We start from the raw sequence: 26,627 nt of genomic DNA on the forward strand, positions 1-26,627 counted from the left end.
GGTTTAGTCCTCTTTTTTCATTGCCAGTTCTGCAACTGGTTGAGCTGGTTTTTCTTGTGTCGTTAAGGCGGCATTTGAAAGCTTCATACCAGCTTTTGGACGCTTGATATTTGATGCAATGATTTGCTCATTATTGGCAAGCTCACCTTTAACAATTAACTCGCGACCTTCTTCACGCAGTATTTCAACCGTGCGATACGCTAAAACACCGTCTTCTAAAACGGCAATTTTGCCATTATTTACAAGGTGAGACTTAACGCGGCTAACCCCTTCAACTGATAAACCGGCAATTGAAGCATTAACATATGAACCGTAACGAAGAGGCGTGTTGTTTGACTCTAAACCATATGGATCTTTAACTTCAGCAACTAAGTACGACATACGGCTTTTGCTATCAACTTGGCCTTCGCTGCGCACCACTTTTGCTTGCCAGTGATGTAATTTACCTTGGAAATTTGTTACCAAATCCACATCAGCATCAATGCCGCCTTGCATTAAAAATTGTAATTCTTTATCTGCAACAGGTAAGCGTACTTCAGCAAAATCAGTGCTACTTAATTCGCCAATTGGACTGCCTGAATTAACCACAGAGCCAAGTGCTACTGAGCGTGCTGTAATAATTGCATCGTAAGGCGCTTTGATATAAGTACGCTCTAAATTGCGTTTTGCACGCTTAACACCGGCTTCTGCAGCGCGGTAACGCGCTACTTTTTCAGCTAACTGAGGTTTACGCAAGTAAAGTTCAGTTGGTACAAATTCGTTTTTCGCACTTTCTTTAATGCGCTCCCACTCTGATTCGGCAACGCGTTTTTGTGCACGCTCTAATTCAAGAGCCGCGCGTGCTTGAGCAAGGCTTGCTTCAGCTTCAGTTAAAGCCGCTTCGTAATCATTTGGGTCGATGCGTGCTAGCACGTCACCTTGGTTTACGAAACCACCTTTTACAAACGCATCTGAAATTTCAGTAACTTGCCCAGTTACCTGTGCTTTAAGTGAGGTATTGTATTTAGGATTAACTAAACCGTAAGAGTTTACGTTTAGTGTAATCGTTTCAACACTGTTATCTTCTACCACAACTACAGGTATTGATTCTTTTTCTTCTTTCTTTTCCGGTGGTTTTTTCATTGCACCTAAACCTGCTGCAACGCCTACAGACGCTAGCAAAACAGCTAGGGTGATCCCGGTCATTTTTAATTTGCTCGCCATTGTAAATCCCTACATTTTTCTATTGATGACGAGCCTACTATAGGAAAAAGAATGTTTATGAAGATGAACCAGATGTAACAAACTGTGTTTATTACTTGATAACTGTTATTAACAACGCTGTAAGTGTATGAAATACAATAAATCTAAACTTAACCTAAATATTATGTAAATTCATAATTTCTTACAATTAAACGATTTAACTGCACAATTAGTCGACTTATCGCAAGCATAAGCAGAATGTTTTATAATGCACGCTGAGCAAAAAAAGGGGCTTTTAAAAGTGGAATGTCGATTAGGTTGTGGTGCGTGTTGCATTGCGCCAAGTATTTCATCATCAATTCCAGGAATGCCATTTGGCAAACCAGCTGGTGTGCGTTGTGTGCAATTAGACGAAAACAACCTATGCCGATTATTTGGTGACAAAACCCGTCCTAAAGTTTGTTTAGACTTCAAACCAACACTTGATGTGTGTGGTAAAACCAACGATGAAGCGATGAAAATCATCAGCTATCTAGAAGGCGCTACTTGATACGCCATATTAAGAGAAGACACAAAAAAGCCATCTAAATGATGGCTTTTTTATGATACCTGAACCGACTTACATAAGTTCTGGTGGGAAGTTTGATAAAATTTCAGCAATAAGCTCATTCGCAACTTGAGTGCGTTGTTCAGGTGATTGGTTCTTTTTAAGTTTGCCACCTTTTGCACCGCGCCAAACTAGGGCTTTTTCATTGCGATCGATAACATCCAGTACCAATGTACCAACTTCGTACTCACGCGTTGAGGTATGCGTTTCATAACCTACACCCCAGTAACCCCAACGAGCACTGTAAGGGTGACCCATTCCTGCATTGTATGAAATAGTATCTACATCAATTTTCTTCTCAACCGATGCATGGTAATTGATTAACACGTCAGCTTGGTTTGAGGCTACTTGTGAAAAACCTTTAGCTTTTAATTCACGTGTTACCGCTTCGCGAACACGCTGCTCCATCAAAGGGCTAATTTGATAATTTGTTGTGTTTTTTGCAAGGTTTGCATTATCAACAAATGCAAACGTTTTATAACTTGCAAAATTGGCTGTGCGGTCATAATCCCAATCCGGGGTTTTTGCACAGGCAGCTAGTAGTAAAACGCCACATGCTAATAATAAGTTTTTCATAATCAAGCTCCTTGGCTAGCGAACGAATTTGTGTTTTGCTAGGAAAAGATAACATAGAATTTGAGAACTGTAATCTCTATACGCAGGTAAAGACTACAGTTTTTACCTTAATAAATAATGAATGGGGAATAAATGAATACCAATTGGACAAAACAGGCGTTTGCTAAAATTGCGGCTGACTATACCCGCTCTGCCGACACTCATTTAATCCCGTTTAATTTAAGTGCATTTCCAAACATTCATTTTTACCTAAAAGATGAAAGCACGCACCCTACAGGCTCATTAAAACACCGTTTAGCGCGCTCGCTATTTTTGTATGCGCTTAGCAATGGTTGGATAAACGAAAACACGCCGATAATTGAGTCTTCAAGTGGCTCAACGGCGGTGTCAGAGGCTTATTTCGCAAAACTACTTGGTTTAGAGTTTATTGCTGTAATGGCAAAAACCACTGCGAAAGAAAAGATAAAACAAATTGAGTTTTATGGTGGTAAGTGCCACTTAGTTGATAACACTACGCAAATTTATGCCGAATCACAGCGTTTAGCTGATCAACTTGGCGGTCATTATATGGATCAATTTACCTATGCTGAGCGAGCCACAGATTGGCGTGGCAATAACAATATTGCAGAGAGTATTTTTTCGCAAATGGCGAAGGAACCATTTGCTATACCTCGCTGGATAGTAATGAGTCCAGGCACTGGCGGCACTTCAGCAACCATCGGCCGTTATGTAAGATATCAAGGCGTTGATACACAACTACTCGTGGCAGACCCTGATAATTCGGTTTTTTATGACTTTTATAAAAGCGGTGATAATTCGCTAACTAACAAAACCGGCAGCCGTATAGAAGGTATTGGACGGCCGAGGGTAGAACCTTCGTTTATTCCTGGTGTGATTGATGAGATGCTAAAAGTACCAGATGGACAAAGTATTGCGGCAATGTTTTGGTTGAGCAATTTACTTGGTCGTAAAGTAGGGCCGTCAACAGGCACTAACCTTGTCGGTATGTTACATCTAGCCAAAAAAATGCAAGAGGCTGGCGAGTTTGGTTCAATAGTTAGTTTAATTTGCGATAGCGGCGAGCGCTATTTAAATACCTATTACGATATAGATTGGCAGCAAGCGCACATTCCAATTGATTTTAACTATCAGCAATGGCTTGCTAGTTTGTCGTAACGATTAGGTAATGCTGTATATTCAAGCAAAGGAAAATGTTGCAATGAAGTGCAGTAGTAGCATGTTATAAAATTTATACCAAGATTTATTAACACTGTAGTGATTCAAAATAGGACTTAAAATCATGAAAACGTTATTTATTATACTTGCTTGTATAACAATCGTTATTGGGTGTGGTGAAAGTAAGCCAACAGCCGACAAAACAAATACCAATGTGGTTGGCGGTGATTTAGATAAACACGGATGTAAGGCGTCGGCAGGGTACAAGTGGTGTACTAAAACCCAACAGTGTGAACGACCTTGGGAGCTTGCAAAAACTGAGCAATTTGAAAATGACTCACATACCTTTAATGCTTTTTGTGGCAACCAAGGGGTTGAATAAGCAAAGTGATGAGTAAGCTGAGTTAATGTTTTCATAAATATTAACTCAGCTTAATTAAAGCACTAGTTTGATTCTTCAGTGCTTTTATCTTCCTCAAATACAGGGGGCGTAATGTTTTCTGGATCTTCAAATTGTTCAAACCCTTTACCTACTATTGGCTCTACATTTACTGGGTTTAATTTTACAATGTGTTCAATGCGGAAAATAAGTTGGCCACTGCGCTCAATATCTTTGTAATCGTAGATTAAATTGTTATCACCCCAAAACTTAACATTTTTAAGTTGGATAAAACCGCTTGAAAGTGCGTTGTTGGCGATGGCGTTGTAGAGAGGTTCAGACACTAAGCCATAGTAATAATAGGTTTCCATCTGTTCTTTTTCTTCAGGCACATTAAATTGCGCAAAAACCCAAATTTGATTTTCTTGTAAGTTAGCATTCGCTGCCGTTACTTCATCTTTCATGTCACAGCCAAGCAGCAGCAACAGAGCCAAAGTGACCAATATTTTTTCATAATACATTCACTTATTTATTGATTTTAAAGCGTGTTTTATATCAGCTTGTTACGTTAAGATAAAATAATTAAAAGCTAACAACTAAGGTGTTTTTTTGTCACTTTTATAAATTAGCGGTTTACAGCAAGGGGCAGAATAGTCTGTTTTGTGAATCAACAATAATCAGCTAATTTATTACGGTACTTTCACTTAAAGCATTTTTTTGCAATTATGATTTTTACTGTTCAAAATAAGCCGCTTAATGCGTCCTGAGAATAATAATGAACGATTCAATATATACCATTATCCCGCCGATTGTGGCCATTTTAGTTGCCATTTGGCGTAAAAGCGCGATTCAAGCGTTGCTGGTGGGGTTAGTACTTACCTACTTTATGTCTTCAAGTTTTTCGCCAGTTACGAGTGTTACAGCGATGACAACAGGGGTGATAGATGTCGCTACATCCACTTATAACCAACGTATTATCATTTTTAGTTTATTAATTGGTGCCGTGCTTGCGCTGGTTAATGCCAGTGGCGGTGTATCGGGGTTTATTCATGCCCTTAATAAAAAGCACTGGGTTGATAATGACAGAAAAGCGGCGATGGTTCCGACCTTAATTGGTTCATCGATTTTTACAGATACCAACTTAAGTATGTTTACCGCTGGACTTGCATCGCAGAGCATTTTTGATAAATACAAATTATCACGTGCGCGCCTTGCGTTTATTCTCGACTCTACCTGCTCGCCGATTAGCATATTACTGCTTATAAATGGCTGGGGCGCCTTTTAATAAGCACGATTGGTTATAATTTTTACCCGATTATTGTGGTATGTGTGGTGTATTACACAGCGCTGAGCGGCCGTGTATTTGGCCCATTAAAAGACGCCAATAGCATGGTCGAATCAAAATTTGAAAAGAATGATACCGTTGGCAAAGCAAGTTACCTTGTGGTGCCGATGATTGGCATTATTTTTATTACCTTGGGCTTACTCTATTACACAGGTGATGGCGACTTACGCCGTGGTAGCGGTTCGTTTTCGGTGCTTTGGGCGGTGGTAACAAGTTACCTAATCCTAATTTTAATGCTGTTAAAAGATAATGTGTTTTCTAGCAAAGAGGTGCTAACGCACAGCATTAAGGGCATTAAAAATCTGGTGCCAGCTGTGATGGTATTAGTGTTGTCATTTGCTTTTGGCGATGCAGTAAAAGCCTTTGGTACAGGTACTTATGTCAGCGGGTTAATGAGCTCTGAAGTATCTCTACTTTGGATTGCACCGCTACTGTTTATTACCGCTGGTATTATGGCGTTTGCTACGGGTACTTCGTGGGGCACATTTGCGATTTTATTCCCAATTGCACTGCCAATTGCGTTACAAACAGGTATTGAACCGGCGTTTTTATTAGCCGCAGTGCTTGGTGGAGGGGTATTTGGTGACCATGCATCACCAATTTCAGACTCAACCATTGTGGCATCTATTGCCAGTGGGTGCGACCATATCGAACACGTTAAAACGCAATTACCATATTGTTTGGCGATTGCGCTAGTGAGTTTAGTGCTTTACGTTGTGGTTGGCAGCGTTATTATTTAACGTAAACTTATAGTAAGACACGGAGGCCGTATGCAACACGAAAAAATTAATTATCTTGAGTTTCCAGCAAGCGATTTAGCAAAGGTTAAAGCGTTTTTTAACGCGGTATTTGCTTTTGAATTTACCGATTATGGCCCTGAGTATACGGCGTTTAATAACGCAGGTATTGATGGCGGCTTTTACTACTCAAAGAATGTGATGGCAACAACTACGGGCTCGGCACTGGTGGTGTTTTATAGTGCCAACTTAGCTGAAACACAAGGCAAAATAATCGCTGCTGGTGGTAAAGTTGTGGTTGAAACGTTTGTTTTCATTTTAGTGATCCATGCGGTAACGAGTTTGCCGTGTGGAGTGATAAATAAAGCGAGAATACGTTAAAAGTGAGGCATGCTAAAGATATACAGCATGCCTTGTTTTACTTAAATGATTACTGGCTAACCTCTGTTTTTTCATCGAGCAATTCCGAGTTAGATGTTAAATCTTCACCTAAATAGCCCGCTAATAAATTCATCATGGTTTTAGGATTATCGCCTTTGGCAATATGCATTACGCCATCGCGCACTAAGCTCATATGGTGTTTTATCTCTTCTGCGCGCTCGCCAAGTTTGTTAGCAAAAGGCCCTGTAATGCCATTGGCAATCAGTGCACCATAAAGGGTCGTTAATAGCGCAACAGACATTTGAGGGCCAATGGTTTTTGGGTCATCCATAGCGATGAGCATCGCCACTAAGCCAATTAATGTGCCTATCATGCCCATGGCGGGGGCAAGCTCAGTAAAGCTGTTCATCACTTTAATGGCATCGTTATTGTTTTGCCGAGTATGCAAAATATCGCGATTCATCGTAAATTCAATGGCTTCTGGGCTGTGGCCATCCACTAATAAATTAATTGCTTTGGCCATAAATGGGTCGTTAATGGGTTTTTCTTCTAAGCCCAAAAAGCCGCTTTTACGCGCAATTTCAGCCAGTTCTACCAATTCATCCATAGTACTAAATAAATCGGGCGTGGATTTACTAAACACCCATTTAATGTGTTTGATGGCTGCAACGAATTTGGATAAACGGTAACTTAGCATCACCGCACCTAAGGTGCCGCCAAGCACAATACAAATGGATGATAAATTCGCGTAAGCTTCAGGTGCAGCGCCGCTGGCAAAAATACCAAATATCAGTGCCAAAATAATGATTGAAAGGCCAAAGCCACTTGCTGAATCCATAGAAACTCCTAGAAAGCGTGAGAAGGTTGAAGTTCGAAGGCATTGCCTTGTGAAATTGCGATTTCAACGCGGCGATTTTTAGCTCTGTTTTGCTGCGATGTATTTGGTAGCAAGGGCTTAGTGTCAGCATAGGCCGCTATATGCAAACGGTTGCTGTTAAGCTGATTTGAACCGAGTAAGGTTTGCAGCACGGCATTTGCCCGCTTTGATGATAACTCCCAATTGTTGCTATGCAGTTCGTTACTAACCTGCAAATCATCACTGTGACCCGAAACCGAAATTTGCCCCGGAATACGAGCAAGCTGCTCGGCTATAGTTGTTAAAACAGGTTTGAATCGCGGCTGTAAAAAACTAGAACCAGAGGGAAAACTGCCGCGTTCATTTAATCGAATAATCAGTTGTTGGCCAAGCATTTCAAGTTCAATTAATTCGTTTTCAATTTCGCTTTTAAGCAAGTGTTCGAGCGTTTCTTTTAATTTGAGATTGATTTTAGCTGCTTCATTCTCCGCTTTTTGCGTTTGTAGATTAGGCTGTTCGCGTTCTGTTGTGAGCTGCTTTACAGACTCAAAAGGTGTTGGTTCTGGCTTTCCTGGTGAAAACTCAGTAGCGATAACAGATGTGCCTTTTGGTATCTCTTCTAATACCACTTCAGATTGCACACCAAAGGCTTTTTTCATTGAACCTGCGATGTGTTTAAACTTTTCAACATCCATTACGGAATAAGATAATAGCAACACAAAAAAGCACATAAGCAGTGACATTAAATCGGCAAACGTCGTCATCCAATTTGGCGCACCTTTGGCTTTTTCATCAATAAAGTCGTGGTTTTCCATGATGATACTTCTTGCTTTATTTAACTATCAGATTGCCAGATTTGGCTGTGCTCTGTGCGAAACCGTTTGGCAATAAAATAGCAACTGGGTAACACTAAATAGAACACACTTAGCAACATGCTAGCGAGAATAGGGCCTGTTTGGGTTGCGGCATAATCATAGTTATTAAGTAAAAGTAACCCGTACAGATAGGGCATTAAAACCAATGAGACGCTACTAAAAATAAGTGATTTTAAACTCGCAGTTTTACTTAAATAGTGAATGGCAATAAGTGATGCGGATGCGAGAATAAGCGCAGGTAAGTGAATAAACAGACCAATAAATTGCCAAATACCCTCATTGGTACTTTTCATTATGTAATCGGGAGTGCCTGACCAAAATGCACCTTCAAGTAAGGCAAGGTGAACATTGCCATTTAAAAGTGATTGCCAAAATCCGTCACTAAACCCATCAACGTTATCCATGCTACTTAGCCACATTACTAGTAGGGCTATAATGGTAAAAACACCAAGTCCGATACTAAAAACAAGGGTCTTAATCACATGTGCATTCGTTAACAGGCAATAAAAGGCGGCCTTGCCACTAAGGTAGGTTTGCAGCCAAAACCAGCGGTTAGCAATAGAAAGGTTTTGTTCTTTTAGTTCAAAATACTCTTCGTATAAATCGCCTAATAATGCATCTTGATGGTGCTTGGGAGTAAAACGCTCAATTAGCCATGCAGCAAGCTTAGGTGGGTTATGATGTTTAGTCATGGTGTTCACCAATTATACTTCAAAGGGGTGGTTTGGCAGGTTTTGCCAAAGGGTATCCATGGCGTCTTTTGCCCGTTGCAATGCACTTAATCCATCATTGGTCACTTTAAAAAAACGTTTTGGGCGACCGCCGCGCTCGGGCGTGGCTTCCCCTAATTTTGATGATACTAAGCCTTTGTTTTCAAGACGTTCAAGGGTGGCGTAAAGTGCGCCTAGGGCAACCGTGCGTGCAATTTGTTGGTCTAACAATTGGCGAATTGCCGCGCCATACGCGTTATCTTTTAGCTGCAATAAAGCGAGCAATACCATTTGCTCAAACTCACCTAAAAATTTATCACTTTTACCCACAAACCACCTATAAAAGCCATTAATGCTTAATTTACTACAAAATAGGTTTTTAAAATAAAAGATGCAAATAGTTTTTACTATTTTGTAGTAAAAACTAAAAAATGAGCAAAAGGTATGGTTGTTTAATAATCTCAGGTTTAGAGAAAATCTGCTCCTAACAGTTTTTAACATTGAGGTTAATATTAAAACTGGCATCCTGTGCTCAGAAAAGACCGAGAAATAAAAATGCTAAAAATAAAAAAACAGGTGCAATGCACCTGTTAAAGAGGAGGGGGTTTAATCTTATTAATTAACCAAGCTGCGCCATAATAGTTGCAAGTTCATCTGCAAGTTCACCATTGGTGATTTGGCCTTTTTCTACATCAAAGTTATCGAAAAAGCTTGGTAATGAAAAACTGCCTTTAACGTCCATCGCAAAGAAACCAGCAGAACCTGTTGCTGCACCTAATACACTTTTTGCACCGCCAGGACCTGGTGATGATGCCATCAATACAACAGGCTTATCTTGGTAAACTTTCATATTAATGCGCGATGTCCAATCGAATAGGTTTTTATACGCCGCCGTGTAAGAACCGTTATGCTCAGCGAATGAAATTACAACCGCATCTGCATCACCGATTTTTTTGTAAAAGGTTTGTGCTTGCTCAGGAATACCGCCTTGCTGTTCACGATCTTGGCTGTAAATTGGCATTTCAAAATCGTTTAAATCTAAAATTTCAACTTCTGCATCGACTAATGATGATGCGTATTGAACTAGTTGCTTGTTGATTGACTGGCTATTGTTTGTTGCTGCGAATGCTAATAATTTCATAATGCTCTCCGACATGAATGCTATTAAAGTTAGTTACCTTGACTTGATGGATATAAGGTTATATTAATTCCTTTACGATATTAATACTTATAAAATTAAAATACTGTTTCCATATGGCTAATAATATATTTGATGGTATTCCCATCTTTGTGCAAGTGGTAAAACTGGGTGGATTTGGTGCAGCTGCTGAGGCGATGAATCACTCAAACTCCCATGTAAGTAAAGTAATCAGTAAGTTAGAAGAGCGTGTAGGCGTACGCCTATTAAACCGTACTACACGCTCAATTTCACTTACGCCAGAGGGGCAAGTGTTTTTCAATCACTGCGAGCAGTTGGTGAATGATACAGAGCAAGCATTGCAATCGATCTCTCCAAGTGATGAAAAACCCAAAGGCAGTTTAAAAGTGAGCTGCCCACTTGGCTTAAGTAAGGGGTTGTTACAGCCTGTATTGTCTGAGTATTTATCGCTTTATCCCAATGTCAGTTTGGAATGGAATATTAGCGATGAAAAAGTTGATTTAATCAACGAAGGGTACGATTTAGCCATTCGTGCAACGCCAGCGCTCGATGACTCAACTTTAATTTGTAAACGCTTAACCAGTTATCCAACTTATACTGTGATCAGCAAAAAATACATTGAACGTTACGGTAAGCCTCATCACCCGCGAGAGCTCGCGAATCATCACTGCATTTGCTACAGCAACTTGAAAAAAGCCGATAAATGGGACTTTATAGATAAAAATGGCAGCGAATTTACGGTACCCGTTAAAGAACGAGTACGCAGCAATAACGGCCATATGGAATTAGCAATGGCGTTAGATGGTCATGGCATCGTACGCTTACCGGAATTCTTTTTAGCAGAGGCTCTTGAAAACAACGATATTGAAGTGCTTTTTGCTGATTTTCCAGCAAAAGAAGTCCACGTTTACGCAGTTTATCCAAGCCGCAAGCACTTATCGCCAAAGGTCAGAAAGTTTGTTGAGTTATTAACAAGTAAGCTGAGTCATAATGCGTAGTATTTATTGTTAGTTATATTTATGAAAATAAAATAATTAGTTCTTATGATGATAACTAAGTTGTAGAATTTGATAACTAGAATAGTACTTAATGGAGTAAATATGATTCTTCGTTCTTTCTCTTTATTTTGCTTAATTTTGTTTTTAATATTTCTTTCAGCCTGTGAAGATCAAAAAATAGACTTAGTCGCAAACGATGACGTACAGCAATCTATTTGGCAAGAAAAAATAGCTGTCAACTTTCTTGATAATGATAATATTTCTCATGGTGGTGAAATTGTTATTGAAACCCCCCCCGAGTTTGGCGAATTAGTTTTACAAAATGATGTTTATTATTATGTACCAAATAGCAGGGGAATAATAAGAGATAACATTGTTTACTATATCAAGAAAAATAATCTCCGTTCACAAGATGCGTCACATTCAATCCATCTTGTAAATGCTTTAGAGAGCGTATCATTTCTCAATAATGAAAATAAACTAAAAGAGAAAAATCAATATTCATTAAGAATTAAAACTTTGTTTCCTGTTATTGAAAACACATCGTTAAGTATTACTAGGCTCGTTGGTGTTGATGGTAAGCTTGAACATGTGGTTCAAAATTTGGAACTTGATAAAGGAAAACAAACTTTTGAATTACCCTATTCAGTTAGCATAGAAGGTGCATATCAATATCATAAAGAGCATACATTAACTATTTTCTTGTCGGGTATTCTTGAGTCAAAGTTATCATTGAATTATTCCTACTTTGACGTTCCAGACCCAGAATCAATGTATTTACCTCGAAAATCTTCTTGGTATAACAAACAAGCATCAGACTCAATGGTTAATCGAAGAGCTTTGGCTATGTCCTGGTTAAATTATCCTGAGTGGCAGATACCTGAGAAACCTTCTTGGGATGAAGACCCCTATAAAAACAATTCTTGGTTATTGTATTATCATTCACTTTTTTGGTTATTTGCATATGAATATGCTTATGAACAGGATTTTAATGAACGCTACCTTTCGATAATAAGCGACACTATTTTAGATTATCTTCAAACTTCACCAAGAAGTAACCCTTCGAGTTATATGAGTTGGAATGATCATACAGTAGCATTCAGAATGGACGTAATTTCTTATTTCTATACTAAGTATTTTCGATTCAGTTGGAGTGATGCTCAAAAAGAAATTTTTTATACTGCTCTCGATTTACATGCATTAGAGTTACGTGACCTCCTCGATAAACCTATTTATGAAAGGCATAATCACGGCCTGATCCATGCTCTGTCGCTGTTTAACTATGCATATGCTTTCCCTATTAGAGTATTAGAGAATGATTACGCAGAAAGATCTCATGAACGAATGATTGAGCTTTTTAATAATATGGTGAATACAGAAAATGGTGTATCTATTGAACAGGCAGCAAGTTATCAACTAGTTGCTATCAAATTATTTTCATCTGCTCATAAATTAATAGCTGACTTAACGGGAGATAAAGATCCAATTATTGAATCATATTTAAAACGTATGATTGATTTTGCAAGTCACCTAACTTATCCGGATGGGAGTGTTCCTTCTTTTGGGAATACAAATTATAAAACCACCACATACTTAAATAAACTAGAAGAATATGCGAAAGGGGCTGGAATTGAGTCGAGTTTTCTTTCATTTTTATTAACAAATGGAGAAGAAGGGACGGCATTAAATGAAGTGACAAAAGCTCAAATTGAAGGGTATGTAATTTTACGACCAGATAACATTGATGAGACTGTTATCTTCGCAGATTTTGGTAAAACAAAATTCTCCCATGGAAACCATGATGCGATGAGCTTTACATTGTGGAGCGACAATCACAGAATACTTATTGATTCAGGAGGCCCGTATATTTATGACAGTTCAGATAGAGAGTACTTCAACTCGAGGCGTGCTCACAATACATTAGTAATCAATGGTATGAATAGCGTTATCAATGATGCAGTGTTATATGATGCGGGTTGTAAAAAAGAAATATGTTTTGCTTTGGGGCAGTTAAAACAACAAGGTTCAATACATACGAGACTGATTTTAAGTCTTGATAATGAAGGAGAACAAGAAACGTTTGTTTTTGATTATGTGGATAGCAACCTATTTAATAACTATGAATTGATTTATCACTTTCCCATAAATGCTCAAGTTACTAGTCATCCAGGCTTTTATACTGTTCAATTATCTGATAGCAAATCTGTAAATGTTGTTGTAAAAAGTAACGAGTTATTAGAATACAACTTACAACAAGGCGAAACTACAGATAGATTAGAGCAGGGCTGGGTCACCCCCCAATACGCAAAAAAAGTGCCAGCGCCTGTATTAAATATTTCTTTGTCAGCTAGTTCATTTTGGAGTTTAACGGAGTTTTTAGATCCTCAAAGTGTATCTAAGAGCATGATTTCAGTAGATAATGAACAAATCGAAATAAAAGTTTTAGGAAGAACACTTCAACTTGAGTTTAGCGAAGAAAAAGTACCCAAGCTGATATTCTGATAGACAACTAAATACCCTCTGCTTTTTGCTGATTTTCCAGCGAAAGAAGTCCACGTTTACGCAGTTTATCCAAGCCGCAAGCACTTATCGCCAAAGGTCAGAAAGTTCGTTGAATTGTTACAGCATAAATTGGTTTAATTTTTTGATCTGTAATAACAATACCTTAATTAATTTGTTCCTTTTTTAGGGTAAATGAGTTTTACTAACGATGAGGCAATTTTTTAAATAGTTAACTCAAAAATGATTAAGTAAAGGAGAATACATTATGAAATGGCATTGGATGATGGCAAGTGCTGTTGGGCTTTCACTAACTGGGTGTTTTTCAGAAAAGCCAACACAAAGTGAAGCCGTTACAAAACCATTGGCAGTAACTGCAGCCGATAAAATTTACTTTGGCGGTGACATATTAACAATGGAAGGTGAAAAGCCTGAGTACGCAGAAGCAATTGCGACGTTAGGTGAAAAAATCATTTTTGTAGGAGATTTAGATGATGCGTTAGCCCACAAATTTGGTAAAACAGAATTAGTCGACCTAAATGGTAATTCACTATTACCTGGTTTTTTTGACCCGCATAGTCATGTTTACGGCGTAGGTTTACAAGCCGTAGTTGCAAATGTGTTACCGCCACCAGATGGCAATGCGAATACCGTTGACAGTATTATTGAAATCTTAAAAGCCGCTGACCAAGACGAAACACAGCGTTTATTTATTGAAAAAACAGGCTGGATCTTAGGTTTTGGTTATGACGATGCCCAGCTTGACCGTTACCCCACCAAAGAAGACCTAGATAAGGTGAGCACTGAAAAGCCCGTACTTATTGTGCATACCTCGGGTCATTTAAGTGTGGCAAATAGCAAAGCTCTTGAACTAAGTGGCATCAACGCTGAATCACAAAACCCACAAGGTGGTGTAATACGTCGTATTGAAGGTAGCCAAGAACCTAACGGCGTGCTTGAAGAGAACGCGCATTTTGCGATGTTATTCAGTTTAAATAAACTGATAGATAAAGACTTGCAAGATGTAATGCTTGAAGCCTCGCAAAAAATGTATGCTAAATTTGGCTACACCACCGCACAAGAAGGCCGAACAACAACGGAAGGTTATGAAGCACTTAAGCGTGCGTCAAATAAAGGTGAGTTACTAATTGATGTTGTTGCATACGCCGATATGGCATCAAGCAGTGACTTTATGAGCTCGCCTTACAATGCACCTACTTACACCAACCATTTTCGCATTGGTGGTGTAAAACTGAACTTTGATGGCTCACCTCAAGGTAAAACAGCGTGGTTAACACAGCCTTATTTTCATCCGCCTCATGGGCAAAATAAAGATTATGCAGGTTACCCAACGTTTAAAAATGAAGCTGCCTACAACTATGTAGAAACAGCATTTAAAAATGATTGGCAGGTATTAACCCATGCCAATGGCGATGCGGCAATTGAGCAATTTATTACAGCAGTAGAAAAAGCAAATACTAAACTTGGCAAGCAAGATCGTCGACCTGTACTTATTCATGGTCAAACCATTCGCCAAGATCAAATTGCACGGCTAAAAGATGCGGGAATATTCCCGGCCTTATACCCAATGCACACTTTTTATTGGGGGGATTGGCATCGCGATTCGGTGTTAGGTGAACCTCGTGCTGATTTTATCTCACCAACCAAAGCAATACTTGATGCAGGAATGATTTTCAGTAGTCATCATGATGCACCTGTGGCATTGCCAAGCTCGTTTAGAGTTCTTGATGCTACGGTAAATCGTACCACGCGCACCAATAAAGTGCTTGGCCCTGATCAGCGCGTAGGTGCCTACACTGGTTTAAAATCAATGACGCTTTGGCCTGCTTATCAGCACTTTGAGCAAAATAGTAAAGGCAGCTTAAAAGTGGGTAAACAAGCGGATTTAATCATTTTGGACAAAAACCCACTTAAAGTAGCGCCTGAAACATTAAAAGATTTACAAGTAATTGAAACCATTAGTCGTGGACAATCGGTCTACCAACGTCAATAAAAGAGCCTTTTTATAAAAAGAAAAGGGATCTTTGGGTCCCTTTTCATTTAAAATTTAAAAATGGTTTTTAAGGCAATGGTCAGGGTCTGTTGACTTTTCAATTTCGTTTTTGCAGCAGTTTGATTGGGTTTTATACAAGGCAGAGACTGCATGGCATAGTTATTCTATGTGAGTCAGCAGATAACACAGTAGAAAACCCAATCAAGCTCTGCCGAAGGGTTCTTTTGAGCGTACTTTTATAATTGTTGCCTACATGGATGCAGGTAAGCGCCGAGAGCAGGATGCGGAAGCTTTGCTCGATATTCGCTTAGATTGCTAGACCACACACCGAGTGTCGCGATAAAAACTCGCTCAAACAGAACGAAAATAGAACAGCAAAGGTCAACAGACTCTAATGAAAATAACTCGGTAAATTTTCAATACCAACAAACTTAAGTGCCAAGTCACATTGTTTTGGCGAAAAAATTTCACATTTCACCAGCGAGTTCGAAACCATTAATTGATAACCTTTAAATACTTGCATTAGAGAGTGATTATTCGGGTCAATAATCACTGCCACAGAAGATGCTTTACTGATAACACGCCTATCTTTCATGGTGTTAGCTATCTTCATCAAAGCGTTTAAATTTCCAGATATTTTATTAACCAAGCGGTAATCGTAAAGGGCGTTAATGCCCATAGAAAACGCTGGGTCGTTTAGTAATTCTTGTTGATGCGTATATAAATCATCAATACAAAGGTCGTGATTAGGCTTGCACATAATCAGTCCAAGCGCGTCATTGATTTGGTAATTCATGTATTTGAATGACATTTTTGTCGATATTTAGTTACTACATTTTAGATTTATCAGCCAATCGCGTTGTTTTTGTTTTTAATACGAAGAGCTGCATTTCTAATATTCTTATTATTGCAATCAGTTGCTTTAAATAGTGTTCGAAACCACATCCTTAGCAGCGAATTTGATACAACAGCATTTAGCATTTGAGTTCATAAAACGAACTTTTTCTTTTTGCATTTTAAGTGCGTGTTATATCAATAATCTTTCACTCTACTGCAATTTATTAAAGAGTGCTAGCAACAGATAAAGGCCAATTCAAAAATAATTTTATTAGTATTATTAATGGTTTAATTTGTGAACATTTTTATTTTGTTTGGGTAACTGTTACCAATTTGATGGTTCTATTAGCTGAGGTGTGGTGTGCGCGGTATGGAATAAATTAAACGTAAAAAGAACTATTAAAAGTTATAAAAAAGCACTTACTGTTTAGTTAAGTGCTTTTTTACAATGTACTGTTTTGCTGCATAAGCGCTCCTATAATTGGTTGGGCTATTTGTTAAATCATTACTTTAATACCAAGTAAGTTGCACCAATCAATGTCCCAGTTACAAGTGCCATCGACATACCCGCAGTAATAAGGCTTGCAACAACAAAGGTAGTTAAACCAGCTGTAAATAATAAATCAAATGCATTTGAGGTGTTCATATCTCTATTCCTAATGTGTTAAGTAAAGCATTTATCGCTTAGGTTATTTATTAAGTCGTAGTTGGGTCTAAAAAGGTTTAAAAAAGAAACAAAAAAATTTTGAATTTGTTATTTTGAAGTTTGCAAAGATGATATTTAAACTCAATAAAACAATGGTTTAAATTTAATATAACAGGAAGTCTTTTTCGCTTAGTTAGCAAAATTGAAATGAGCTAGATAACAGAGTTAATAACTTTTTGCTCTTTTAAGGATAAGCGAGTACTGGAAAATACTCAGAAATGCGTACCGCTTTAGAAAAACTGGGCAGCTGATTTATTCAACTGCCCATAGCGGGTTAATTTAAACCAAGTTCTAACTTCTCATTGAATAGAGAAGCGTTAGTTTTGACTGGTGTCGCTTTACTGTTAGTACGATCTTTTATAGGTATATAGCTTTCAGGTAATTGAACCGGCCTTTCATTGGACCTTGTAAATTCAGTTACGAGCTGCGAAATATATCTATACAGATGCTCATCATTGGGAACCTTATTTTCAGGGTCAATGTATGAACGCCAATGATCATCGAAGTAGAGCGCATTTTGTAATATCACATGTTTTTCTTCTGGGTGAGTTGTAAGCTGAACACTTGTCCATTTTCGCTCAATGAACATTATACACTCGCTATCGACGTTTGTTTCCCAGACTTCTGAATGACAGTGGTTACTAGTACCTGTGATGGTTCCATTGCCACGGTAACGCCTTATTATTAGCTGATTGTTTATGATACGCCATAAACCAACAGATTCGTAAATATCCGACTCATCTATATAACCAAGTGGTGTGTCCCACGAATAAGTCGAAAAATATGACAATGTGCCATCCTCTCTTAACTCATACCAGCTTGCATATGTAGTGTTTAAGTCTTGAGATTTATTTTCGTAAATGTATATGCCTGGTACATTCTCATTTGTCCATGTTAATGAAGTATCTATTTCATAGATTTTACCGATTTCAGGTGACACTTTATTAGGTTCACTTAAATCATGGGTAAATGTCATAACATTTGCTTGCACATCACTTTTATCCTGTAATTTAGCAATTTTAACGTTAAGCTTTTCAGCCATTAGTTCAAGTTCACCATCATTATTAATAGACCACTCGGCATTATGCACAGCGGTATTAAAGTCTTTATCAATAACAGATTCAATTGTTGCAGTTTTGCTCGACTCAGCATTAAAGCGCACCTTTGCAGCAGTCATTTCAATTGGTACCGCTGAATTGTTGTCAGGTAAATTGTAATGGACAGGGTTATTTGGTAAAGACATACTTATAATGAAATCTTTGCTTGCTTTTATTGGCGTTAATACATCGTTGGTTAGTTTCTTATTCTGAGATGCCACATTGAAAAATGCATCAGTTTCTGGATATTCAGTTTCTATCACATCGTTTGTGACAATGTCTTTATATTCAATTTCATGTGAAATGAGAAGTATTGATAGCTTATTACCTTGATAGACATTATTAATGTTATAACTCTTAATATACCCATTTGCTTGTACTTGCTCATATGAGTACTTAGGATATATATAGGCAACCTTATAAAATAGTGGTTCTTCAAATTGTAGTTTTAGCCCTTTATTATTTTCAGCCCAAGAGATAGAGTTTTGTTCTTTAGTCAGTGATGTAATTAATGTTCCTGTACCATTTTCATTAAGTACAAGTTTTCCTATAGCTAAATAGTAAGGAGAACCCATTTCAAGGCTTACACGCTTTCCAATAGTTTCTTTATCCGCTAAAAGTTCAGATTCTAGGTTACCCAATAAGGTGCTTTGATAATTATTAAATGCATAAAATAACTGTGTAATAGCCTGTTTATTAGAAAAAAGTTGATAGGTATTCTCAAAATTCTCCGGCATCAGCTCAGCTGGTAGATCACTTATATTATCAATGAGATATTTCATCATCGCAGCATAGGTTTTTAAAATATCGATATTGAGGTTATTAAGTGCTGTTTGATATTGTTCAACACTAACAACTGCTTGATCATTGTTTTGCTGTACCATTAAAGCCGCAACTACGGTACTAAAATGACTAAGTTTTAAGCCTATATGCTCATTAGCTGATAACCTGTTTTCGTGACTTTCTGCAAGTTCAACAACATCATCTATATTTCCAAGTTCAGAAACTAATTTGATAACACTGTTGGTGCTAGGACCTGTTGCTGATAACGTCAACAACTGCTCTTGGTAGTCATCATCAACATTAATGTTGAGTTGATAACTGCCCACTTCATTTGACTGGGTAGTAAATTGCAGATCACCTAATTGCGCCGTAATATTAGCATTTGCTATTGTTTTACCTGTTGTGACTTGACCAGAGAGGGTAAAGCTAGCAATGATATTAGGTTCAACGGTGAGCGTCATACTTTCAGATGTTTGTGCGCCATCATCATCTGTAACCGTTACCTTAAACGTTAATTCTGTATTTTCTACAATCGATGGCGCAGAAAATGTCAGGTGATTGCTGGTAGTATTTGATAATTCAACATTAATACCGCTGGTTTGTTGCCATTGGTAAGACTGAATTGTGCCATCTGTATCAGAAGCTGAAGCTGAAATGGTGACTTCAGACTTCTCAATAACAGTTTGATTAGTAAGTGATACGATAGGTGCGATATTTTGAACCGTATTATCGTTATTGGTGTTTGTATCTGGTTTTGAGCTACTGCCCCCACCGCAACCAACTAAGCTGAGTGCGGCTACGACAAGCAAACAAGATTTGTTTAAATGAATATCCATATAAGTGTAATTGTTATTTTAAAAGGGAAGTCATCATACTTATATGAAGTTTTATTTTGAAGTTACCGCCCTTTAATAATGTGTTGATTTTGTGATGAATTGTAAACACATTTATTGTTGTAGCTAATCTCAGTTCGAGCTTAATTCTGTTACTGATTTTCCTTTCACAACAAACACTTTGTGGAATTCTGATTCCGAAACACTGACGTTCAGACCACTTAGTAGCTTAACCATTTCAGGGGTTGTGTTGCTATGACCCACAATAACGATAGTGCCTTTTAATGTTTTAAGTTGCGTTGCCAATGCACTGAGTTGGCGTGGATTGTAATGCGTTACGGTAATAGCAAGCTTGTCGCTAAGGGGCTTAGCTGTTTCTAATGTACGATTATAATTAGAGCTAAAAATATGCTTAATATCATAGTCCTTCAATAGTGTTACAAGGCGCTCTGCACGTGCTTGGCCTGCTTCGGTTAGGCTTGGGTTTGGCCCTTCTTTTTTCTCGGCGTGACGTAATAAAATAAACGTATCTGGCGATGCAAATACTGTATTTGATAATAATAAAAACAAAATAACCGTTAATAAGCGCATGATATAAAAGCCTTTTCCAACAGGTTGTGAAACAATTTCTGCCACTTTAACTGAGCTTGTTATAAAAGCAAAGGGCGATTTAGTTAAAAATCGCCTCATCGGCAGGGCAGTACTTCTGTAAAAACGCATCATGGGTTGGCTGCGTTTCCGCGCACTTGTCTAGTGCATTTCTGCCAGCCATAAGACTCTTTGCCAGCGTTTCACTGTTAAGGGCATCTAGGGTCGGGTTGTAGCCATTGGGGATCACACCCATACCATCAAACACCGCATACCAGCTGGTGGGTTGAAACAGCTCTTCAACACCAGGAATTAGACCACCACTTTGTTTAAAAAATGCGATACGCTCAGATAGACTTGCTGGAATAGGTTTTTGTTGCCAATCACGCCAAAACGCTGAGTCGTCACGTTGCGTGGTGCAGTAGTGCAGCACTAGAAAATCGCGGATTTCTTCGTAATCACCAATAATGCGTCGGTTAAATTCATTTTGTAATACTGGGTTTGCTGTTTTAGTTGGAAACATGCGCACAAACAGCGCCAGTGATTTAGACACTAAATGAATTGCAGTAGATTCAAGCGGCTCTAAGAAACCCTGTGCAAGGCCAAGTGATAGGCAGTTTTTATTCCATACTTTATCGCGCACACCGGTAACAAAGGGGATTACTCTTGGCTCGGTTAGCGGCTCGCCGTCAACATTCTCGAGCAAAGTTTTAATCGCTTCTTCATCTGAGATGTATTTATCGCAAAATACATAACCATTACCTGTGCGGTGTTGTAGCGGAATATGCCAGCTCCATCCCGCTTTTTGGCCGCGCGAAACGGTATAGGGTTTGGTATCGCCTGTGAGTTTGGTTTGTACTGCAACCGCGCGGTTACAGGGTAAATGTTCCGACCAATCTTGGTATTCGGTATTAAGTGCATTACCAATCAGTAAGCCCTTAAAGCCTGTACAATCAATAAAAAAGTCGCCGCTTATTGTCTTGCCTGATTTTAATGTGACAGAGGCAATATTGCCGTCAAGGGTTTTGCTGATTGATTCGACGTGGCCGACAGTGCGTTTTACACCAACATTTTCTGAAAATTTACGCAAATATTGCCCTGCAAGAACAGCATCAAGGTGCAGTGCAAAGCGGGCGCCAGCAAGCGGTGTATTCATTGCCTGATGCGGTACAAAAAAGTGATTTTTTTCAGATAATACCGCCTCTGGCGAATAGGCCATTAATGGTGTGCTGTCGCCTTCGGCTTTTTGTTTTAGCCAACATTGGTAAAACTCGTGACCATCAATCTTTTGGCCAACTTCACCAAAAGGGTGAAAATAGCTATGCGATTCTTGATACCAGTTTTCAAACTGAATACCCCATTTAAAACTGGCTTGAGTGGCTTTTATAAATTCCACTAGATCAATGCCGAGGCTTTCAAGGGTATCAATGAGCGGTGGAATAGTGGCTTCGCCAACACCAATAATATTGACTTCGTCTGATTCGATCAGCTCAACTTGGGTGTGACTGTCTTTAAAAATATTGCCAAGTGTTGCTGCAGCGAGCCAACCCGCAGTGCCGCCACCAACAATCACAAACTTTTCAATGGGATTTTGTGTTAACTGCATACTGCTTCCTGTTGTTTAATGGGTTGATAGCCACAATGCTTTTCTAAGAAATCGCTGTGGGTAGGCGCATTTTTAACTTGGCTTGAAACCATTTCACGCATTTTAGCTAAATGCTCGTTTAAGTAATTGAGCGGCATATTATCGGCGCTTGCTTGATAGCTTTCAGGTAAGAAATTTAAGCCATGATAGATTGCCAACCAACTATCAGGGCCAAACATTTCCCAAGGCAAGCGTTTTAGTTCGCCGGTTTTGGCAAAGGTCAGCATTTTTTCTTCAAGTGAAGCCGGAATTGCCATATCGCGGTAATACTGCCACATTGGGCTGTCGCTGCGGCCGTTTAACTTATAATGCAAAATAATAAAGTCGCGAACGCGCTCATATTCTTGTGCATTCACATCATTAAATTTAGCGACATCGTTTACTGAATATTGATTACTCGTGAAGGTTAGTAATAGTTTTTCGATTGCCGTTTCCACAAGTGCAATGCTGGTGCTCTCTAATGGCTCTAAAAAGCCTGAGCTCAAGCCAATTGCGACACAGTTGTTGTGCCACGCTGTTTTACGCCTTCCTGGAGTAAAACTAAACTTACGCGCTGGCTGTAAAATGTCGCCATCGATAGACGCAAGCAAACTTTGCTTTGCTTCTTCATGGGAGAGGTATTTGCTGCTATAAACATAACCATTACCAACACGGTGTTGAAGTGGAATACGCCATTGCCAACCCCCTTTTTTAGCGATAGCGAGGGTGCGGGTGATGGGCTCAGCCGTTGCGCTTGTTTGCACTGCAACAGCGCTGTCATTTAATAGCCAATGGCTCCAATTTTCATAATCAACAGCTTGGTTTTCACCAATTAACATTGCCTTAAAGCCAGAACAATCAATAAATAAATCGGCGGCGATGCTTGAACCATCTTCAAATTGTAATTGGCTAATACTGCCATCAGGATGATTTTCAATGCTGCAAATGGTGTTATCAATATGTGTAACACCTTTATTGGTTGAATAATCGAACATCAGTTTGGCAAACAAGCTGGCATCAAAATGCAGTGCCCAATCAAAAATTTCTAATTGGTTTTGTGGTTTAATTTTGGGTGGCACAAATTTGTTGTGCTTTGCCATTTGTACGCCAAGGGAGTAATCGGTTAAATCGCTGTGCGCACCAGCACGCTCTGCGCGTAACCAATAATGATGAAATGGGGTAGTGGGCGTACTTTGCCCGTAAATGCCAAACGGGTGAATAAAGCGGGAATTCTCACCTGCCCAACCTTGAAATTCAATGCCAAGCTTGCAACTGCCTTTGGTAGCTTTTAATACCTCAATATCGCTAAGACCTAAGTTTTGATAAAAGCGACGTAGGGTTGGAATGGTGGCTTCACCCACACCTATCGTGCCAAGTTTGCTTGATTCTATCAGGGTGATTTTACAGTGTTTTAGCGGGGCGTGATTAGCAAGGGCTGCAGCTGTCATCCAGCCAGATGTGCCGCCGCCGACTATGACGATGGAATTTATTGTTTTTGTTGTTTCTGTCATGTTTCACACTCTAGGCTATTACTTCAATACCAATTTGATTAAGTAACTTGATTAAGTAAATAAGCAATTAGTTAATCAAATGGGTATTTGCATTGTATCGTGATGAAACCAAAAGAAAAGACTGCCGCCAAATGACGGCAGTCTTGGGCAGAAAGTGTTAATTCAACCTAAATCCTAATAATTCTAAGGATTAAAATGTTGCCCTAACACCAAGGGTCCAACGCGATTCATACTCGTTACGGAACGCTTTTTGTGAAGAGAATTCAAGATAAGTTTGTTGAACTTCTTCAGTAATGTTCGAACCGTGTAAGTAAATATCTAGATAATCAGTTGCGTGGTAAGTCGCACTGAAATCAAGTTGTGTATATGTATCTTGGTATAGTGACTGTCCGCCTACTGCACTTGAACCTTGTGTGATTAAGCGCGGGCTACGTGAATTCCATGCTAAACGCGTTGAAAACTCTTCTTGCTCATACCAAAGTACAAAGTTGTAAGTGTCTTTTGACATACCAACGAATGGTAAGTCGTCGCCATTTACGTCTTTATTTTGCTGTGAGCTGTCACTATATGTGTAGTTAGCATCAATACCAAAGTTATTAAGGAATGCGATATCAGTGTAGTCACTCATTGCTGCGCGAATACCTACTTCTAAACCGCTTACATCACCACCTTCACCTTGTACTTGCGTACTGAAAGGCCATGGACCACGGCTGATACCATCATCATCTGGCTCATCAATCCAAACTGTACCGCTTTCTGTGAAGCTTTCAATTTCGATTTTATATAGTGCTAAGAACATCATAGACGCGTCGCCGTTATACCACTCAGCTGAAAGTGAGTAGTTATCTGAGCGCCATGGGTTAAGAGCAGGGTTACCTGTTAGGTTACCATTTACAACGCGTAAACAGTCACACTCACCGTTAATTGCTTTACCAACTGTTTTACCACCGCCCCAGCTAGCTAGGTCAAGTGATTGCATATTCTTAGAGTATGCACCACGTACAATCACTTCTTCTGTAATATCAGCTGAAACGTTTAGTGAAGGTAGGTAGTCTGTGTAGCTTCGTTCAGTTACCACGTCACCAATATCTGGACCTAAGCCTGAGTGAGGTAAGTTTGAACCAGCAAGGTTTTGCTTAACATAAAGGTCTGTTTCAACAACCTTCATACCAAAGTTACCGCGGATCATTTCCCATTCAAAGTTAGCTTGTGCAAAATAGCTAAACTCACTTAATTTCACATCGTATGATGCACCGGCATTTTCAACACGTTGTACGTTACCGAAAGTATCTAAGTGGAACTGACGTGGGTCACGGAAGTTAGACGGATCAATTGCCCACATTGTCGGAATGCCTTTCACGCTACCGAAGTTAGAAATTTGGCTAACTGTAGTATGTGTGTCAAGGCGAGTTGGGTTAAGTAATGTATAAGGCACCCAAGTACCTGCAGTTAAATCACCTACATCTTCTGTTAGGTATTCACCTGCAGCAGGATTACCTTCACATGTAGATGTTGTGTGGTATTGGTCAACTGCTTTCCACTGTGCGATATCACAGCCATCACCAAACTCAGAGGTATATGTGAATTGGTCGTGATCTACCTTACGCTCCATGTAGCGTACACCGAAATCAACACTGGTTACGAAAGGCATATCGTCAAATTGATAATTCCATTTCGTGCTGAATGTATTGATTTCACCTTCATCATCGGTATTGCCTTCTGATGAGAATGCACCGATATGGTATGAATCTAGGCTGCCCATGTAATCAGCAATGCTCATTAAGCCCTGACCACCGTTAACCATCTGATCAAAACCACTAAATACTGGTGATTCGCCGCGTGCATCGTAACGCAGTAAGAATGAATCGCTTTCAATACCGCCTGGCGAAAACTGTGCGTAACAACCGCCTTGGTCACCAACAGCATCTTGACCTGAACAGTATTCAGCAGGCGCAAACTGACCAGGACCTGTAACTAAAGTGCCTTGGTCGATACTTAGTAAATCACCTTCACCGTAGCCGTGACGCATGCTTGCGTCGGCTTTAGCTCGCGTTACACGTACTTGACCTGAAAGTGGGCCACCGTTATTAAAGTTAAGTTCTAAATTTAAGTTGGTCGACGTTTCGTAGTTATTATTCACCTGAGTGAAGGTTTGTAAGCGCCATGGCTTCAGGTAGAAGTCGTTTACTGCACCCCATGGATTACCATCTTTATCTTTGAAAGTATCGCCTGTCCAGCCTGATTCTGTAGGGTATGCATAATCGTTAAAGGTATACCAACGGTTGTTTTGAGAAAGGCCTTGACGCTCATTAAAACGCTCTTGGTCAGTGTAGAATGCTTCAAATACGAGTTCAAAGCCTTCACTTAAATCAGCTTGGAAAGCAAACTGATAACCTTGACGCTCACGTTTTTCTTGTTTATTAAATGCCGCAAAACCTTGTGGTACAACGTGATGGATGTCATTGCCTTGTGGGTTTTGACCCCAAGTAAAGTTGTTGTTTGCCGCACCGATACCGCCATTTTCTGACGTATCAAAGTAACCATTGTAGTCTGTTGCAAGCGTTGCTTCTTGCGTTACAGCTGAGAATAAAACACCCCATTTCTCAGCGTTGTAGCTAATTAAACCGTTTAGGTTAGGATCAGTTTCGTCACTGATAGAGCCCTGTGTTACATCGGCGCTAACGTTAGTTGTCCAACCTTCGCTCATATCGAATGGACGACGTGTTTTAAGGTCGATTGAACCAGAAATACCTGCAGCTGAACGCTTAGATTCACTTGTTTTATAAACATCAACACCAGAGAAAAGCTGAGCTGGTAAATCACCAAAATCAGCGCCTGATGAATCAATAGTTGTTGCACTTAAAAATACTTCGCCGTTAAGCGTGCTGTCTACTTGAGGTAAACCACGGATTTGTACCGGACCACCTTCACCAGCTGTACGTTCAACTTGTACACCAGTAATACGTTGTAGTGAGTCTGAAATTGTTACATCTGGTAGTTTACCGATGTCTTCTGACGCAATGCCGTCAACTTGTGAAGGTGCGAAACGCTTTACGTTAATTGCTTTAACTGTACTTGCGCGAATACCTTTAACCTGAATAACTTCCATTTCAGCTTCAGCAGCTGACTTTTCTTCCGCCATAACGTTGTGAGC

The 26,627-nt window shown here is 39.3% G+C and carries 23 protein-coding genes and 1 pseudogene; 9 read left to right on the top strand and 15 right to left on the bottom strand.

The window, feature by feature from the left end:
• Positions 1-3 precede the first annotated feature (3 nt).
• The gene (locus tag ON073_RS08620; RefSeq protein ID WP_274761481.1) at positions 4-1,203 is read right to left on the bottom strand and encodes an efflux RND transporter periplasmic adaptor subunit; all 1,200 of its coding nucleotides are present in this window, start codon (positions 1,201-1,203) and stop codon (positions 4-6) included.
• Between the two features lie 247 nt (positions 1,204-1,450).
• Here ON073_RS08620 and ON073_RS08625 point away from each other — a divergent pair, with 247 nt between their 5' ends.
• A complete protein-coding gene (locus ON073_RS08625) occupies positions 1,451-1,732 on the top strand; it encodes a YkgJ family cysteine cluster protein (RefSeq protein ID WP_274761483.1) in 282 nt (93 codons plus the stop codon).
• A 69-nt stretch (positions 1,733-1,801) separates the two neighbouring features.
• On the opposite strand, the gene ON073_RS08630 is transcribed toward ON073_RS08625, so the two are convergent.
• Complete coding sequence (locus ON073_RS08630) at positions 1,802-2,365, bottom strand: DUF4136 domain-containing protein (protein WP_274761484.1); 564 nt, start codon at positions 2,363-2,365, stop codon at positions 1,802-1,804.
• 132 nt (positions 2,366-2,497) lie between these two features.
• Here ON073_RS08630 and ON073_RS08635 point away from each other — a divergent pair, with 132 nt between their 5' ends.
• Together ON073_RS08635 and ON073_RS08640 are read left to right on the top strand one after the other, a co-directional pair.
• Complete coding sequence (locus ON073_RS08635) at positions 2,498-3,541, top strand: PLP-dependent cysteine synthase family protein (RefSeq protein WP_274761485.1); 1,044 nt, start codon at positions 2,498-2,500, stop codon at positions 3,539-3,541.
• A 124-nt stretch (positions 3,542-3,665) separates the two neighbouring features.
• Positions 3,666-3,923: a hypothetical protein gene (locus ON073_RS08640; protein ID WP_274761486.1), complete on the top strand. Its 258-nt coding sequence runs from the start codon at positions 3,666-3,668 to the stop codon at positions 3,921-3,923.
• A 62-nt stretch (positions 3,924-3,985) separates the two neighbouring features.
• Here ON073_RS08640 and ON073_RS08645 read toward each other — a convergent pair whose 3' ends face one another.
• On the bottom strand, positions 3,986-4,384 hold the full coding sequence (locus tag ON073_RS08645) for a hypothetical protein (protein ID WP_274761487.1): 399 nt from the start codon (positions 4,382-4,384) through the stop codon (positions 3,986-3,988).
• Between the two features lie 311 nt (positions 4,385-4,695).
• Here ON073_RS08645 and ON073_RS08650 point away from each other — a divergent pair, with 311 nt between their 5' ends.
• The 3 genes and pseudogenes from ON073_RS08650 (at position 4,696) to ON073_RS08660 (ending at position 6,367) form a co-directional block, all read left to right on the top strand.
• Positions 4,696-5,205 (top strand): hypothetical protein, encoded by a 510-nt coding sequence (locus ON073_RS08650; protein WP_274761488.1) that lies wholly within the window; start codon positions 4,696-4,698, stop codon positions 5,203-5,205.
• Between the two features lie 44 nt (positions 5,206-5,249).
• Entirely contained in the window at positions 5,250-6,005 is a 756-nt protein-coding gene (locus tag ON073_RS08655; protein ID WP_274761489.1) for a Na+/H+ antiporter NhaC family protein, read from the top strand.
• Between the two features lie 30 nt (positions 6,006-6,035).
• Positions 6,036-6,367: pseudogene (locus tag ON073_RS08660) on the top strand (VOC family protein).
• 65 nt (positions 6,368-6,432) lie between these two features.
• On the opposite strand, the gene ON073_RS08665 reads toward ON073_RS08660, so the two are convergent.
• The 5 genes from ON073_RS08665 to ON073_RS08685 form a co-directional block, all read right to left on the bottom strand.
• Entirely contained in the window at positions 6,433-7,221 is a 789-nt protein-coding gene (locus tag ON073_RS08665; RefSeq protein WP_274761490.1) for a motility protein A, read from the bottom strand.
• Between the two features lie 8 nt (positions 7,222-7,229).
• The gene (locus tag ON073_RS08670; RefSeq protein WP_274761491.1) at positions 7,230-8,054 is read right to left on the bottom strand and encodes a flagellar motor protein MotB; all 825 of its coding nucleotides are present in this window, start codon (positions 8,052-8,054) and stop codon (positions 7,230-7,232) included.
• 20 nt (positions 8,055-8,074) lie between these two features.
• Complete coding sequence (locus ON073_RS08675; protein WP_274761492.1) at positions 8,075-8,806, bottom strand: hypothetical protein; 732 nt, start codon at positions 8,804-8,806, stop codon at positions 8,075-8,077.
• A 12-nt stretch (positions 8,807-8,818) separates the two neighbouring features.
• Positions 8,819-9,154, bottom strand: a complete 336-nt coding sequence (locus tag ON073_RS08680) for a PadR family transcriptional regulator (protein WP_274761493.1) — start codon at positions 9,152-9,154, stop codon at positions 8,819-8,821.
• Positions 9,155-9,443: 289 nt separating this feature from the next.
• Complete coding sequence (locus tag ON073_RS08685; RefSeq protein WP_274761494.1) at positions 9,444-9,965, bottom strand: NADPH-dependent FMN reductase; 522 nt, start codon at positions 9,963-9,965, stop codon at positions 9,444-9,446.
• Between the two features lie 113 nt (positions 9,966-10,078).
• Here ON073_RS08685 and ON073_RS08690 point away from each other — a divergent pair, with 113 nt between their 5' ends.
• The 3 genes from ON073_RS08690 to ON073_RS08705 all read left to right on the top strand — a co-directional run bounded on the left by ON073_RS08690 (position 10,079) and on the right by ON073_RS08705 (position 15,494).
• Positions 10,079-10,981 carry a LysR family transcriptional regulator gene (locus tag ON073_RS08690; protein WP_274761495.1) on the top strand — a complete coding sequence of 301 codons (903 nt, stop codon included), beginning with the start codon at positions 10,079-10,081 and terminating at the stop codon, positions 10,979-10,981.
• Between the two features lie 102 nt (positions 10,982-11,083).
• On the top strand, positions 11,084-13,483 hold the full coding sequence (locus tag ON073_RS08695) for a heparinase II/III domain-containing protein (protein ID WP_274761496.1): 2,400 nt from the start codon (positions 11,084-11,086) through the stop codon (positions 13,481-13,483).
• Between the two features lie 265 nt (positions 13,484-13,748).
• Complete coding sequence (locus ON073_RS08705) at positions 13,749-15,494, top strand: amidohydrolase (RefSeq protein WP_274761497.1); 1,746 nt, start codon at positions 13,749-13,751, stop codon at positions 15,492-15,494.
• A 391-nt stretch (positions 15,495-15,885) separates the two neighbouring features.
• Here the strand turns inward: ON073_RS08705 and ON073_RS08710 are convergent, their stop codons facing one another.
• The 7 genes from ON073_RS08710 to ON073_RS08740 form a co-directional block, all read right to left on the bottom strand.
• Positions 15,886-16,254 (bottom strand): hypothetical protein, encoded by a 369-nt coding sequence (locus tag ON073_RS08710; RefSeq protein ID WP_274761498.1) that lies wholly within the window; start codon positions 16,252-16,254, stop codon positions 15,886-15,888.
• A gap of 582 nt (positions 16,255-16,836) precedes the next feature.
• The gene (locus ON073_RS08715; RefSeq protein ID WP_274761499.1) at positions 16,837-16,977 is read right to left on the bottom strand and encodes a hypothetical protein; all 141 of its coding nucleotides are present in this window, start codon (positions 16,975-16,977) and stop codon (positions 16,837-16,839) included.
• Between the two features lie 334 nt (positions 16,978-17,311).
• Positions 17,312-19,726, bottom strand: coding sequence for a carboxypeptidase-like regulatory domain-containing protein (locus ON073_RS08720; RefSeq protein WP_274761500.1), 2,415 nt, complete (start codon positions 19,724-19,726; stop codon positions 17,312-17,314).
• A 156-nt stretch (positions 19,727-19,882) separates the two neighbouring features.
• Positions 19,883-20,386 (bottom strand): SixA phosphatase family protein, encoded by a 504-nt coding sequence (locus ON073_RS08725; protein ID WP_274761501.1) that lies wholly within the window; start codon positions 20,384-20,386, stop codon positions 19,883-19,885.
• A 34-nt stretch (positions 20,387-20,420) separates the two neighbouring features.
• The gene (locus ON073_RS08730) at positions 20,421-21,944 is read right to left on the bottom strand and encodes a tryptophan halogenase family protein (protein ID WP_274761502.1); all 1,524 of its coding nucleotides are present in this window, start codon (positions 21,942-21,944) and stop codon (positions 20,421-20,423) included.
• Positions 21,935-23,473 carry a tryptophan halogenase family protein gene (locus ON073_RS08735; protein ID WP_274761503.1) on the bottom strand — a complete coding sequence of 513 codons (1,539 nt, stop codon included), beginning with the start codon at positions 23,471-23,473 and terminating at the stop codon, positions 21,935-21,937. The genes ON073_RS08730 and ON073_RS08735 overlap by 10 nt, the downstream gene beginning before the upstream one ends.
• A gap of 190 nt (positions 23,474-23,663) precedes the next feature.
• A partial coding sequence (locus ON073_RS08740; protein ID WP_274761504.1) for a TonB-dependent receptor occupies positions 23,664-26,627 on the bottom strand: 2,964 nt, incomplete at its 5' end.

This window comes from Pseudoalteromonas sp. G4, assembly GCF_028875915.1.
Taxonomy (GTDB): Bacteria; Pseudomonadota; Gammaproteobacteria; order Enterobacterales; family Alteromonadaceae; genus Pseudoalteromonas.

Bases quoted from the DNA above. Each gene is read 5' to 3' on its own strand.
- ON073_RS08620 (WP_274761481.1), bottom strand. From the start codon at position 1,203: ATGGCGAGCAAATTAAAAATGACCGGGATCACCCTAGCTGTTTTGCTA.
- ON073_RS08625 (WP_274761483.1), top strand. From the start codon at position 1,451: ATGCACGCTGAGCAAAAAAAGGGGCTTTTAAAAGTGGAATGTCGATTA.
- ON073_RS08630 (WP_274761484.1), bottom strand. From the start codon at position 2,365: ATGAAAAACTTATTATTAGCATGTGGCGTTTTACTACTAGCTGCCTGT.
- ON073_RS08635 (WP_274761485.1), top strand. From the start codon at position 2,498: ATGAATACCAATTGGACAAAACAGGCGTTTGCTAAAATTGCGGCTGAC.
- ON073_RS08640 (WP_274761486.1), top strand. From the start codon at position 3,666: ATGAAAACGTTATTTATTATACTTGCTTGTATAACAATCGTTATTGGG.
- ON073_RS08645 (WP_274761487.1), bottom strand. From the start codon at position 4,384: ATGAAAGATGAAGTAACGGCAGCGAATGCTAACTTACAAGAAAATCAA.
- ON073_RS08650 (WP_274761488.1), top strand. From the start codon at position 4,696: ATGAACGATTCAATATATACCATTATCCCGCCGATTGTGGCCATTTTA.
- ON073_RS08665 (WP_274761490.1), bottom strand. From the start codon at position 7,221: ATGGATTCAGCAAGTGGCTTTGGCCTTTCAATCATTATTTTGGCACTG.
- ON073_RS08670 (WP_274761491.1), bottom strand. From the start codon at position 8,054: ATGGAAAACCACGACTTTATTGATGAAAAAGCCAAAGGTGCGCCAAAT.
- ON073_RS08675 (WP_274761492.1), bottom strand. From the start codon at position 8,806: ATGACTAAACATCATAACCCACCTAAGCTTGCTGCATGGCTAATTGAG.
- ON073_RS08685 (WP_274761494.1), bottom strand. From the start codon at position 9,965: ATGAAATTATTAGCATTCGCAGCAACAAACAATAGCCAGTCAATCAAC.
- ON073_RS08690 (WP_274761495.1), top strand. From the start codon at position 10,079: ATGGCTAATAATATATTTGATGGTATTCCCATCTTTGTGCAAGTGGTA.
- ON073_RS08695 (WP_274761496.1), top strand. From the start codon at position 11,084: ATGATTCTTCGTTCTTTCTCTTTATTTTGCTTAATTTTGTTTTTAATA.
- ON073_RS08705 (WP_274761497.1), top strand. From the start codon at position 13,749: ATGAAATGGCATTGGATGATGGCAAGTGCTGTTGGGCTTTCACTAACT.
- ON073_RS08710 (WP_274761498.1), bottom strand. From the start codon at position 16,254: ATGTGCAAGCCTAATCACGACCTTTGTATTGATGATTTATATACGCAT.
- ON073_RS08715 (WP_274761499.1), bottom strand. From the start codon at position 16,977: ATGAACACCTCAAATGCATTTGATTTATTATTTACAGCTGGTTTAACT.
- ON073_RS08730 (WP_274761502.1), bottom strand. From the start codon at position 21,944: ATGCAGTTAACACAAAATCCCATTGAAAAGTTTGTGATTGTTGGTGGC.
- ON073_RS08735 (WP_274761503.1), bottom strand. From the start codon at position 23,473: ATGACAGAAACAACAAAAACAATAAATTCCATCGTCATAGTCGGCGGC.